12 protein-coding genes are annotated in these 11,969 nt (G+C 64.0%); 8 read left to right on the forward strand and 4 right to left on the reverse strand.

Translation table 11 applies throughout. From position 1 onward, the window contains the following. The first annotated feature begins 1 nt into the window (after nt 1). Genes B133_RS0120585 through B133_RS0120595 form a run of 3 tightly spaced genes read left to right on the forward strand, consistent with a single transcriptional unit; the run spans nt 2 to nt 2,196 of the window. Nucleotides 2–475, forward strand: coding sequence for a DUF779 domain-containing protein (locus tag B133_RS0120585; protein ID WP_026256689.1), 474 nt, complete (start codon nt 2–4; stop codon nt 473–475). 54 nt (nt 476–529) lie between these two features. Then, nucleotides 530–1,930: a dihydrolipoyl dehydrogenase gene (gene lpdA, locus B133_RS0120590; RefSeq protein ID WP_026256690.1), complete on the forward strand. Its 1,401-nt coding sequence runs from the start codon at nt 530–532 to the stop codon at nt 1,928–1,930. Beyond that, nucleotides 1,927–2,196, forward strand: a complete 270-nt coding sequence (locus B133_RS0120595; RefSeq protein WP_018603728.1) for a hypothetical protein — start codon at nt 1,927–1,929, stop codon at nt 2,194–2,196. Before lpdA ends, B133_RS0120595 begins: the two co-directional genes overlap by 4 nt. Before the next feature lie 7 nt (nt 2,197–2,203). On the opposite strand, the gene B133_RS0120600 is transcribed toward B133_RS0120595, so the two are convergent. Next, nucleotides 2,204–2,755: a carboxymuconolactone decarboxylase family protein gene (locus B133_RS0120600; RefSeq protein ID WP_018603729.1), complete on the reverse strand. Its 552-nt coding sequence runs from the start codon at nt 2,753–2,755 to the stop codon at nt 2,204–2,206. Between the two features lie 63 nt (nt 2,756–2,818). Continuing rightward, nucleotides 2,819–4,234, reverse strand: coding sequence for an acetate metabolism transcriptional regulator RamB (gene ramB, locus B133_RS0120605; protein WP_018603731.1), 1,416 nt, complete (start codon nt 4,232–4,234; stop codon nt 2,819–2,821). Between the two features lie 117 nt (nt 4,235–4,351). Here ramB and B133_RS0120610 point away from each other — a divergent pair, with 117 nt between their 5' ends. From B133_RS0120610 to B133_RS0120625, 4 genes are all read left to right on the forward strand, one after another. After that, complete coding sequence (locus B133_RS0120610) at nt 4,352–5,173, forward strand: acyl-[acyl-carrier-protein] thioesterase (RefSeq protein ID WP_018603732.1); 822 nt, start codon at nt 4,352–4,354, stop codon at nt 5,171–5,173. A 257-nt stretch (nt 5,174–5,430) separates the two neighbouring features. Beyond that, on the forward strand, nt 5,431–6,717 hold the full coding sequence (gene aceA / locus B133_RS0120615) for an isocitrate lyase (protein ID WP_018603736.1): 1,287 nt from the start codon (nt 5,431–5,433) through the stop codon (nt 6,715–6,717). Between the two features lie 105 nt (nt 6,718–6,822). Continuing rightward, complete coding sequence (locus B133_RS0120620) at nt 6,823–7,683, forward strand: 3-hydroxybutyryl-CoA dehydrogenase (RefSeq protein ID WP_026256691.1); 861 nt, start codon at nt 6,823–6,825, stop codon at nt 7,681–7,683. Between the two features lie 144 nt (nt 7,684–7,827). Then, nucleotides 7,828–8,703 (forward strand): cyclopropane mycolic acid synthase family methyltransferase, encoded by an 876-nt coding sequence (locus tag B133_RS0120625; protein ID WP_018603740.1) that lies wholly within the window; start codon nt 7,828–7,830, stop codon nt 8,701–8,703. Nucleotides 8,704–8,865: 162 nt separating this feature from the next. On the opposite strand, the gene B133_RS0120630 is transcribed toward B133_RS0120625, so the two are convergent. Continuing rightward, nucleotides 8,866–9,744 carry a polyphosphate kinase 2 family protein gene (locus B133_RS0120630; RefSeq protein WP_018603741.1) on the reverse strand — a complete coding sequence of 293 codons (879 nt, stop codon included), beginning with the start codon at nt 9,742–9,744 and terminating at the stop codon, nt 8,866–8,868. Between the two features lie 17 nt (nt 9,745–9,761). Next, nucleotides 9,762–10,454 carry a TetR/AcrR family transcriptional regulator gene (locus B133_RS0120635; protein WP_026256692.1) on the reverse strand — a complete coding sequence of 231 codons (693 nt, stop codon included), beginning with the start codon at nt 10,452–10,454 and terminating at the stop codon, nt 9,762–9,764. Nucleotides 10,455–10,545: 91 nt separating this feature from the next. On the opposite strand from B133_RS0120635, the gene B133_RS0120640 reads away from it, so the two are divergent. Continuing rightward, nucleotides 10,546–11,895 carry a DUF445 domain-containing protein gene (locus B133_RS0120640; protein ID WP_198291018.1) on the forward strand — a complete coding sequence of 450 codons (1,350 nt, stop codon included), beginning with the start codon at nt 10,546–10,548 and terminating at the stop codon, nt 11,893–11,895. Nucleotides 11,896–11,969 lie beyond the last annotated feature (74 nt).

An 11,969-nucleotide genomic window follows, 5' to 3' on the forward strand; every position in this document is an offset into this window, starting at 1 on the left:
CATGACCGGCAGAGTCCTCATCACCCAATCCGCCGCGGACCTGCTAGTGACATTGCAGGAGCGGCACGGGGCGTTGATGTTTCACCAGTCCGGCGGGTGCTGTGATGGGTCGTCGCCCATGTGTTATCCCGAGGGTGATTTCATCGTCGGGGACCGCGACATCCTGCTGGGTGTCCTCGACGTGGGTAACGCCGGTGTGCCGGTGTGGATCTCCGGGCCGCAGTTCGACGCGTGGAAACACACCCAGTTGGTCATCGATGTGGTGCCGGGCCGGGGCGGCGGGTTCAGCCTGGAGGCGCCTGAAGGCATGCGCTTCTTGTCGCGCGGCCGGGCGTTCACCGCCGCCGAGATCGACGAACTCGCCGCGTGCCCGCCGCCGACCGGCGCCGAGTACGCGGCCGGCAAGCGCCCGGCGGATACGGGTAGCCACATCGTGGCCGAGGCCTCCGACGCCTGCCCGGTGCCTCAGAGGTAGTGATTCACCCGGATCACTCGGTGGGGACATTGCCTCGCCCACTAGGGTGGGGGCGTGACCCACTTTGACGTTGTTGTTCTCGGAGCTGGTCCTGGTGGATACGTTGCGGCTATTCGTGCCGCTCAACTGGGGCTGAACACTGCCATCATCGAACCCAGGTATTGGGGTGGGGTGTGCCTCAACGTCGGGTGTATCCCGTCGAAGGCGTTGCTGCGCAATGCCGAGCTCGCCCACATCTTCGCCAAGGAAGCCAAGACCTTCGGCATCAGCGGCGAGGCCAGCTTCGATTACGGTGCGGCGTTCGACCGCAGCCGCAAGGTCGCCGAGGGCCGGGTCGCCGGTGTGCACTTCCTGATGAAGAAGAACAAGATCACCGAGATCCACGGCTACGGCACCTTCACCGGGCCGAATGCGATCTCGGTCAAGCTCAACGACGGTGGCACTGAAGAGGTCACGTTCTCCCATGCCATCATCGCCACCGGGTCCTCGACGCGGCTGGTGCCCGGAACCACGCTGTCGGACAACGTGGTCACCTACGAGACGCAGATCCTTTCCCGCGAGTTGCCTTCGTCGATCATCATCGCCGGGGCAGGGGCCATCGGCATGGAGTTCGCCTATGTGCTCAAGAACTACGGCGTCGATGTCACCATCGTGGAGTTTCTGCCGCGCGCACTGCCCAACGAGGACGTCGAGGTGTCCAAGGAGATCGAAAAGCAGTACAAGAAGTTGGGCGTGAAGATCCTCACCGGCACCAAGGTCGAAGGCATCGCCGACGAGGGCGGTGAGGGGCCCGTAACCGTCACCGTGAGCAAGGACGGCAAGACCGAGGAGCTTAAAGCCGACAAGGTGCTGCAGGCCATCGGGTTTGCGCCCAATGTCGAGGGCATGGGGCTGGAGGCGGCGGGGGTGGCGTTGACCGACCGCAAGGCCATCGGCATCGATGACTACATGCGCACCAACGTGCCCAACATTTATGCGATCGGTGATGTCACCGGCAAGCTGCAGCTCGCGCACGTGGCCGAGGCCCAAGGTGTGGTGGCCGCCGAGACCATCGGTGGTGCCGAGACGTTGCCACTCGGGGACTACCGGATGATGCCGCGGGCCACGTTCTGCCAGCCGCAGGTCGCCAGTTTCGGATTGACCGAGGAGCAGGCCCGCGCCGAGGGGTACGACGTCGTCGTCGCAAAGTTCCCGTTCACTGCCAACGGCAAGGCGCACGGCCTGGCCGATCCGACCGGGTTCGTCAAACTGATCGCCGACAAGAAGCACTTGGAGTTGCTCGGCGGTCACCTGATCGGACCCGACGTCTCCGAGTTGCTGCCGGAGCTGACCCTGGCGCAGAAGTGGGACCTGACCGCCAACGAGCTGGCCCGCAACGTGCACACCCATCCGACCCTGTCGGAAGCGCTGCAGGAATGCTTCCACGGCCTCACCGGCCACATGATCAACTTTTGAGAAACGAGATCGTCGCCGGTATCGGCGGATTGGTCGTCGGCCACATCCTGTGGCTGATGGCGATTTCGTTGGCCACCGACAGCGGCTACGTCAACCAGTGGGTGCTGGTGGTGGCTGCGGTGTCCTTTCTCGTCGGTGTGGCGGGGGGCGTGCTGGGCTGGCGCAAGTATCAGCAGGAGGCCAACGCATGGGCGGCGTTCCTGTGGCTGCTACCGGTCTCGCCGGTGCTGTTGTCGATCGCGGTGCTCGGGGTGACGTACCTCTAAGCGCGCTTCAGTCGGGGAAGTCCAGCGGGATCCGCAGCGTCGTCATCGTTGCCGCCAGCGCATCGTATTGCCCTGCCAGCATGCAGAATTCGATGAGCTGGGTGCGGCTGAGGATCGCCGAGAGCGCGGCCCAGGTCTCCGATGACATCGAGCGGGTGACAACGAACTCGTCGGTCGCGGTGATGAGGACCCGCTGCTGATCGGTCAGACCCTCGGCGTCGGGACCCTCGAAGATGCGGGCCTGGGTTTCACTGTCCACCCCACGGGTGCGCGCCAGCCGGCGGTGCTGTTGCAGTTCGTACTCGCAGTCACGCAGGTGTGCGACGCGCAGGATCACCAGTTCGGCGTCTTTGCGAGGCAGCTTGCCGAGCGGTCCGAGCAGTAGACCTGCTGACGGTAACCAGGCCAGGAACAGCAGCTTGTGCTGACCGAGCACGTTGAACAGGGTGAACCGCGGTGCCCGGATGGCCCGCGCGCCCGCCTTGGCGATGACCCAGTTGATCGGCCCCAGCTCCCGGAATCCGCCCGGTGCGATGCGGGCAGGCTCAAGTGTGCTCACCTAGCCGAGTCTGGCATAGGGGTGTGTCCGGCTGGGGGTACGAACCCCGAGTCGCGGCAAAATTCAGGACTTCTTGACCAGATACGGCAACACCGTCGAGCGGTGTTCGTCGAGGTCCAGCGCCCTCCCGAGGGCGGGGAAGGCCCGCTGAGGGCAGTTGTCGCGTTCGCATACCCGGCAACCGGATCCGATCGGCGTGCTGACCTCACCCGAGAGGTCGAGGCCATCGGAGTAGACCAGCCGATGGGCATGACGCAATTCGCATCCGAGACCGATCGCGAAAGTCTTGCCGGGCTGGCCATATCGCGAAGCGCGGCGCTCGACGGTGCGGGCCACCCACATGTAATTGCGTCCGTCGGGCATCTGCGCGATCTGCACCAGGATCTTGCCCGGGTTGCCGAATGTCTCGTAGACGTTCCACAACGGGCAGGTGCCGCCCGAGGAAGAGAAGTGGAAACCGGTGGCGGACTGGCGCTTTGACATGTTCCCGGCCCGGTCGACGCGGACGAACGACAACGGCACGCCACGCATCGACGGGCGTTGCAGCGTCGAAAGTCGATGGGAGACAGTCTCATAGCTCACGGAGTAGAAGGCGGACAGACGCTCGACGTCGTAGCGGAAGTTCTCGGCGACCTCGTGGAACTGCCGGTAGGGCAACATCGTCGCGGCCGCGAAGTAATTGGCCAGCCCCAGCCGCGCGAGCTTACGTGATTCGTCACTGGTGAAGTTTCCTTCGGCGACCTGCGCATCGATCAGGTCGCCGAATTCCAGATAAGCCAGCTCGGCAGCGAGCTTGAACACGTACTGCCCCGAGGAAAGGTGGCCGCCGATCTCCAGCGTCTTGGTCTGCGGGTCGTAGCGGTGCATCACCGTGTCGCCGGGGTCGATACGTTTGACGATGCGCACACCGTGCACCATGGTGAGTCGCTCGGAGAGCTCGCGCGAAAGCTCGGCCCGGTGCATCCTCATGCGGATGGTGAAATCTTCTGCCGCGGTGTCGAGTTCGTGTAGATAGTTCTGCCGTTGATAGAAGAAGTCGCGAACTTCCTCGTGCGGCATGGTGATCGAGCCGCTGCCGCTGCTGTCGGAATATCGGCCTTCGGTGACTGCGGCGAGTTGTGTTGTGGTGAGCCGATAGCGTTGATGCAGATTGACCATCGCCTGCGCCAGCGTCGGGTGGGTGTTGACGATGTCGGCGACCTCGGCGACGTCGACATCGATGCCGAGGTCGCGGTCCATCGTTACCTCGCGCAGTTCGGCGACCAAACGGGTGTCGTCGTGTGATGCGAAGAAGGTGGCGTCCACGCCGAATACCTCGGTGATGCGCAGCAACACCGACACCGTCAGGGGCCGGACGTCATGCTCGATCTGGTTGAGGTAGCTGGGGGAGATGTCGAGCATCTGCGCCAGTGCGGCCTGGCTGAAACCGCGTTCGCTGCGCAGTTGCCGCACCCGCGAGCCGACGAAGGTTTTTGCCACGTCAACCAGCCTAACTACGGCGTGAAGGGTGGCTTTGCATGCTTGGCAGAGCGATCGTTGGGGCGGTATCGCGGTGCCTGGCATGATCGCCCTAGGCGACCGATTGGGGAGATCGAGATGACGGATTCCGCAGACAAGCCGACGGCCGGACTGGGCAAAGTCATGATGCCGGTACTGGATCCGCATCCCGACGTCTTCGACCGCGAATGGCCGCTGCGGGTCGGCGACATCGATCGGGTGGGCCGGCTGCGGTTCGATGCGGCGTGCCGCCACATCCAGGACATCGGATCCGATCAGCTGCGTGAGATGGGCTTCGAGGAGACTCACCCGTTGTGGATCGTCCGGCGGACCATGATCGACCTGATCCGTCCCGTCGAGTTCCAGGACATGCTGCGGATGCGGCGCTGGTGTTCGGGGACGTCGAACCGGTGGTGCGAGATGCGGGTGCGCATAGACGGCCGCAAGGGCGGCCTGATGGAATCCGAGGCGTTCTGGATCAACATCAACCGCGAGACCCAGGGGCCGGCCCGCATCTCCGACGACTTCCTCGAAGGTCTGCGACGAACGACGGACGAGTCCCGGCTGCGCTGGAAGCCCTACTTGAAACCGGGCAGCCGCGAGGACGCTGTCGAGATCAGGGAGTATCCGGTCCGGGTTTCGGACATCGACCTGTTCGACCACATGAACAACTCGGTCTACTGGACAGTCATCGAGGACTACCTGCACTCCCGCCCGGAGTTGCTCGCCGGACCACTGCGGGTGGCCATCGAGCACGACGCGGCGGTGGCTCTCGGCGAGAAGCTTGAGATCCTCTCGCACGTGTACCCGGCGGGGTCGACGGACAAGTTCGGGCCGGAGCTGGCCGATCGAACTGTTATAACGCTCACATATGTGGTCGGCGACGAGGCCAAAGCGATCGCCGCGCTGTTCTCCCTCTGATCGCTTCCGATTTAGCAGTACGAGCGTACTGACCTGCGTAAATCGGTTACCGGCGAGTAGCTTCTGAACCGGTAAAGCCAACATGCTTCTTTGCAAACTTCGCAAGTTAACGTGGCCATTTGGCGAAAATTGGCAACTGAAACATGTGGACCTGCGGTTATGTGCTGTGCCATCGTCGAATTAGCACATCAGTGAAGTTGTTGTGGTGTTAACAGATCGATGACGTCGCAGCATCTCGCAACCGAAGGAGCAGTCCTATGTCGATCGTGGGCACCCCGAAGTCACCGGAACAGATTCAGCACGACTGGGATCACAACCCCCGCTGGAGGGGCGTCACCCGCACCTACACCCCGGCAGACGTCGTCGCCCTGCAGGGGCATGTCGTCGAGGAGGCCACCCTGGCCCGCCGGGGCGCCGAGGTGCTGTGGGATCAGCTCCACAACATGGACTTCGTCAATGCGCTCGGCGCGCTGACCGGCAACATGGCCGTGCAGCAGGTCCGCGCCGGTCTCAAGGCCATCTACCTGTCGGGTTGGCAGGTCGCCGGCGACGCCAACCTGTCCGGCCACACCTACCCCGACCAGAGCCTGTACCCGGCCAACTCGGTGCCGCAGGTCGTCCGCCGCATCAACAACGCGCTGCTGCGCGCCGACGAGATCGCCAAGGTCGAGGGGGACACCTCGGTAGAGAATTGGCTGGCCCCGATCGTCGCCGACGGCGAGGCCGGCTTCGGCGGCGCGCTCAACGTCTACGAGCTGCAGAAGGCCATGATCGCCGCGGGTGTGGCCGGTTCGCACTGGGAGGACCAGCTGGCGTCGGAGAAGAAGTGTGGTCACCTCGGCGGCAAGGTGCTGATCCCGACCCAGCAGCACATCCGCACTTTGACATCTGCCAGGCTCGCGGCTGACGTGGCCGACGTGCCGACCGTCGTCATCGCCCGTACCGACGCCGAGGCCGCCACCCTGATCACCAGCGACGTCGACGAGCGCGACCGCCCGTTCATCACCGGCGAGCGCACCGCCGAGGGCTTCTACCGAGTCCGCAACGGCCTGGAACCGTGCATCGCCCGGGCCAGGGCCTACGCGCCGTACTCCGACCTGATCTGGATGGAGACCGGCACGCCGGATCTGGAGCTGGCGGCTAAGTTCGCCGAGGGTGTCAAGAGCGAGTTCCCCGACCAGATGTTGGCCTACAACTGCTCACCGTCGTTCAACTGGCGCAAGCACCTGGACGACGCGACCATCGCGAAGTTCCAGAAGGAGCTCGGCGCGATGGGCTTCAAGTTCCAGTTCATCACGCTGGCCGGCTTCCACGCCCTGAACTACTCGATGTTCGATCTGGCCCACGGTTACGCCCGCAACCAGATGGCCGCTTACGTCGAGCTGCAGGAACGCGAGTTCGCCGCCGAGGCGCGCGGCTACACCGCCACCAAGCACCAGCGCGAGGTCGGCGCCGGTTACTTCGACCGGATCGCCACCACCGTGGATCCGACCAGCTCGACCACCGCGCTTGCGGGCTCGACCGAAGAGGGGCAGTTCCACTGAGCTTGACAGCGCAGGCCCCGCTCAGAAATCTTGGGCGGGGCCTGTCGCGTGTTCGAGTATTGAGACGAAAGTGAATGTCCCGGACGCGAGGAGGACTAAACGAGTATGAGCAATCAAATTGAACGAGTGGGTGTTATCGGCGCCGGGCAGATGGGCGCCGGCATTGCCGAGGTGTCGGCCCGGGCCGGCGCCGACGTCTTGGTCTTCGAGACCACCGATGAGCTGATCGCCGCCGGACGCAACCGCATCACCAAATCCCTGGAGCGCGGTGTGAAAGCGGGCAAAGTCGCCGAGCGCGAAAAAGACGACGCACTGGCAAAGCTCAAATTCACCACCAGCATGGCCGATCTCGCCGACCGGCAACTCGTCATCGAAGCGGTGATCGAGGACGAGAACGTCAAGGCCAAGATCTTCGCCGAGCTCGACCGGGTGGTCACCGACCCGGACGCCGTGCTGGCGTCGAACACCTCGAGCATCCCGATCATGAAACTCGCAGCGGTTACCCAGGATCCTGCCAGGGTGCTGGGCCTGCACTTCTTCAACCCGGTGCCGGTGCTGCCCTTGGTCGAGCTGGTCAGCACGCTCGTGACCAGCGACGATGCGGCCGCGCGGGCCGAGGAGTTCGCGAGCGCGGTGCTCGGAAAGCAGGTCGTGCGCTGCGCTGACCGGTCCGGTTTCGTGGTCAATGCGTTGCTAGTTCCGTACCTGCTTGCGGCAGTCCGGATGGTCGAGGGCGGATTCGCCACGATCGAGGATGTCGACAAGGCGGTCGTCGCCGGACTCTCGCATCCGATGGGCCCGCTGCGACTCTCTGACCTGGTCGGCCTCGATACATTAAAGCTGATCGCGGACAAGATGTTTGAAGAGTTCAAGGAGCCGCTGTATGCCGCTCCACCGCTGTTGCTGCGCATGGTCGAGGCGGGGCAGCTCGGGAAGAAGTCGGGGAAAGGCTTCTACACCTACTGAACGGATCCGCGCTGGCACTCAGGGCCGCGCTTAGCTACGCTACCTTCGGTAGGGCCTGCTGGCTCGGTCTTGAGTCTGCGCGGCGCCACGCGCCGGCCGGGCCCGGTTACTTGTCAGCAGAGAAACGCAAAGGGTTACTGTCGTATGTCACAAGCCGATTCCGATCTTGCTCCGTACTACGAGGAGTCGCAGTCGATCTACGACATCTCGAACGAGTTCTTTGCCCTGTGGCTCGGGCCGACCATGGGCTACACGTGCGGCTACTACGAGCGCGAGGACATGACGCTCGACGAGTCGCAGAACGCCAAGTTCGATCTGGCCCTGGGCAAGCTCGACCTGAAGCCCGGGATGACGCTGCTTGACATCGGCTGTGGCTGGGGCGGTGCCCTGGAGCGCGCTGTCACCAAATTTGACGTCAACGTCATCGGCATCACGCTGAGCAAAGCCCAGTCGGAGTGGGCCCGGAAACGGCTGGCCAAGATCGACACCAATCGCTCCGTCGACATCCGGCTGCAGGGCTGGGAGGAATTCGACGAGCCCGTCGACCGGATCGTCTCGATCGGCGCGTTCGAGGCCTTCAAGGCCGAGCGTTACCCGATCTTCTTCGAGCGCGCCTACAGCATCCTGCCTGAGAACGGCGGCCGGATGCTGCTGCACACGATCTTGGCGCACACCCAGCAGTTCTTCCGTGAGAACGGCATCAAGCTCACCATCAGCGACCTGAAGTTCATGAAGTTCATCGGCGAGGAGATCTTCCCCGGTGGGCAGCTGCCCGCGGTCGAGGACATCGAGAAGCTCGCGGCGGACTCGGGCTTCACCCTGGAGCGCACGCACCTGCTGCGCCCGCACTACGCGCGCACGCTGGACATGTGGGCTGCCAACCTGGAAGCGGCGAAGGACGAGGCCATCGCCATGCAGGGCCAGGAGGTCTACGACCGGTACATGAAGTACCTGACCGGTTGCGCCGACTTCTTCCGTCGCGGCATCACCAACATCGGACAGTTCACGCTCGTCAAGTAGTTCCTCGGTGCACTTAGCGGGGATATCCCGCCCGGTCGAGCGCATTCCAGGCGCGGGCGACGATCTCGGGTCCTCGGTATCGCAGTTGCCGGACGCGTCATCGGGTAGCCACTTGCTGCCGAGGACTCCGACGCCTGCCCGGTTCCCGCCTCGGCGGACCAATCACGCCGAGGCGAGCCTCCGCTTCTCTGCTTCGACATCGAAATCGGCTGCCGGCCAGGCCAAGTCGAATTGCTTCAGCGCCTCGATGAGCAACTCCAGGATGGCTAGCCGGCTGTACCACTTGCGGTTGCACGGCACGATGTGCCAGGGCGCATACTCGGTCGAGGTACGGTCCAGCACAGCCTGATAGGCCTCCTGGTACTGCGGCCAGAGCATGCGTTCGTCGATATCGGCCGGGTTGTACTTCCAGAATTTGTCGGTGCGGTCCAGTCTTTGGGAGAGCCGGCGCTTCTGCTCGTCGAGCGACACGAACATCGCGACCTTGACGATCTTGGTGCCGGAGTCGACGAGTTCCTTCTCGAAAGCGTTGATCTCGTCGTAGCGGGCTTCCCAGACGTCCGGCGGAACCAGACTGTGCACCCGGACGATGAGCACGTCCTCGTAGTGCGACCGGTCGAACACGCCGATATGGCCGGCCGGCGGCAGTGCCTTGCGGATCCGCCACAGGTAGTGGTGCGCCAACTCTTCCTCGGTCGGCTTGCCGAAGCTCGCATACCGGATACCTTGTGGATTACCCGCTCCCACAACGTGTTTGACGATGCCGCCCTTGCCGGCGGTGTCCATGCCCTGCAGCACCAACAGCAGTGAGCGTGAATCCCCTGCGCGGCTGGCCGCATACAGCATCTCCTGCAGCCCGGCGAACCGGGCGTTGCGCTCAGCCTGTAGTTCGGGTGCGTCGCGCTTGGAACCTTTGAACCCCGGGGTCGCATCAGGATCGATGTCGACGACTTTGTCGCCTGCCCGAAACTCCAGATGGTGATGCGGCTCGTGGCTCCACTGCGCCGGCAGTTCGTTGTCGGCTTTGTCGCTAGTCGTCACGCGGCCTAGTCAAGCAGCTACGGCGGCAATACCGGGGAAGGATGCGGCTGCGAGTTGAATTTCTCCAGCGAACCGCCGACCTCGACGATGCCGCACAGCGCGTTCCACGACAGCATGGTCAGGTAGTCGATGAGCTCCTCTGCGGTGATCCGCGGGTTCGACATCCACGAATGCGTGGCCAGCTGTACGCCGCCGACGGTGTGGAACGCCCACGCCTCCACTCCGCCGGTGTCCATCCCCACGTCGGCCATTCGGCGCCGCAGCATCACCGCGAGCATGCGCGCGATGATCTGCTCGGAATCCGCGACCGCCTTGCTCTTGCTCGCCGAGTTGCTCGTCATCACGAACTGGTACGGCTCGGGTTCGGCGGCCACCGTCTCGACATACACCTTGATGATTTCGCGGGTGAGGTCGAAGCCGTCCAGATTGGATGACAGCGCCGCGGCCATGTTGGGGATCAGCGTGGTCTGGGCGAAACGCATCATGACCGCGGTGGTGAGATCGCTCTTGTCGACGAAGTAGCGGTACAGCACGGTCTTGGAGACGCCGATTTCCGCCGCGATCTCGTCCATGCTGACGTTGCTGCCGAGCCGACGGATGGCCTCGAGGGTGCCGTCTACCAACTCGTTACGTCGCTCCACCTTGTGTTGGTGCCAGCGCCGTTTACGTCCATCGGTCTTCACCGTCGCCGGCGGAGTCTGCTGTGCCACTGTCGCAGTAGTCCCATTCCCTAGTTCCACTCGATAGTACGGCGGAGCACCTGCTGTCGGGCCGTCGGATCGAGCCCTCGGCCGCGCCGTTGTGGATGATGGAGACGTGGCACATAGATCCGAAGCAGGTTTGCGTGCTCTTCCTGCTCAGCGGGCGAGTTTTGCCGAGACGCTGGCTGGTGCCGATCCGGCAGCGGACGCCGAGCGTCGGCGCGGTTTGCGGCGGATGAAAGCCGTCGCCCTCGGCTTCCTGCTGGGCGCTACGGTGATCTTCCTGGTGTGCACCTGGGCGCAGTCCCGCGACGCCGCAGCGCCGCCGTGGATCGGGTATGTGCGGGCCGCAGCGGAGGCCGGCATGGTGGGTGCTCTGGCGGACTGGTTCGCCGTGACGGCGCTGTTCCGTCATCCGTTGGGCATTCCCATCCCGCACACCGCGATCATCAAGCGCAAGAAGGACCAGCTCGGTGAGGGGCTCGGCACCTTTGTGCGGGAGAACTTCATGTCGCCGCAGGTGGTCGAGACCAAGGTGCGCGACGCGCAGGTGGCTGGCCGGCTCGGCAAATGGCTCACCGACCGCTCTCACGCCGAGCGGGTGGCCTCGGAGGGTGCCACTATGCTGCGGGTCGGGGTGGAGCTGTTGCGCGACGAAGACGTCCAGCACGTGCTGGACCGGATGATCGTCAAGCGCATCGCCGAACCGAAGTGGGGGCCGCCGATCGGCCGGGTGTTGGCCACCCTGCTGGCCGAGGGTCGCCAGGAGGCGCTGATCCAGCTGCTGTGCGACCGCGCGTTCCAGTGGTCGCTCAATGCTGGTGAGGTCATCGAGCGGGTCATCGAACGTGATTCCCCGACCTGGTCGCCGCGGTGGGTCGATCATCTGGTCGGCGAGCGGATCCACCGCGAGCTGATGGACTTCACCGACAAGGTGCGTCGCAATCCCGACCACGAGCTGCGCCGGTCGGCCACCCGGTTCATGTTCGAGTTCGCCGACGATCTGCAGAACGACGACGCGACCATTCAGCGCGCGGAAAACGTCAAAGAGCAGATCATGGCCCGTGACGAAGTGGCCCGGGCCGCCGAAACCGCCTGGAACGCGGCCAAACGCATCATCACCGAGTCGGTGGACGATCCGTCGTCGGCTCTGCGGATCCGGATCGCCGACTCGGTGATGCGCATCGGAGAGTCCCTGTGTGACGACGCCGAGCTGCGCGACAAGGTGGACAACTGGATCGTGCGAGCCGCAAAACACCTGGTCGGCGAGTATGGGACGGAGATCACAGCGATCATCACCGAGACGATCGAACGCTGGGACGCCGACGAGGCGAGTCGTCGTATCGAACTCCACGTGGGCCGTGACCTGCAATTCATCCGGATCAATGGCACCGTGGTAGGTGCGCTGGCGGGTCTGATCATCTACACGATCGGTCAACTACTGTTCTGACCTGCGCTAGCAGGTGCTTGCAATTGTTAGCACTAGGTCGTACCGTGGGTCTCGTCAGCGGAAAACCCAAATAG

Origin of the sequence: Mycobacterium sp. 155, from assembly GCF_000373905.1 — a bacterium.
In the GTDB taxonomy this organism is placed as follows: Bacteria; Actinomycetota; Actinomycetes; order Mycobacteriales; family Mycobacteriaceae; genus Mycobacterium.

Coding starts and splice junctions, on each gene's coding strand:
- B133_RS0120625 (WP_018603740.1), top strand. CDS start 7,828: ATGTCACAAGCCGATTCCGATCTTGCTCCGTACTACGAGGAGTCGCAG.
- B133_RS0120620 (WP_026256691.1), top strand. CDS start 6,823: ATGAGCAATCAAATTGAACGAGTGGGTGTTATCGGCGCCGGGCAGATG.
- aceA (WP_018603736.1), top strand. CDS start 5,431: ATGTCGATCGTGGGCACCCCGAAGTCACCGGAACAGATTCAGCACGAC.
- B133_RS0120610 (WP_018603732.1), top strand. CDS start 4,352: ATGACGGATTCCGCAGACAAGCCGACGGCCGGACTGGGCAAAGTCATG.
- B133_RS0120585 (WP_026256689.1), top strand. CDS start 2: ATGACCGGCAGAGTCCTCATCACCCAATCCGCCGCGGACCTGCTAGTG.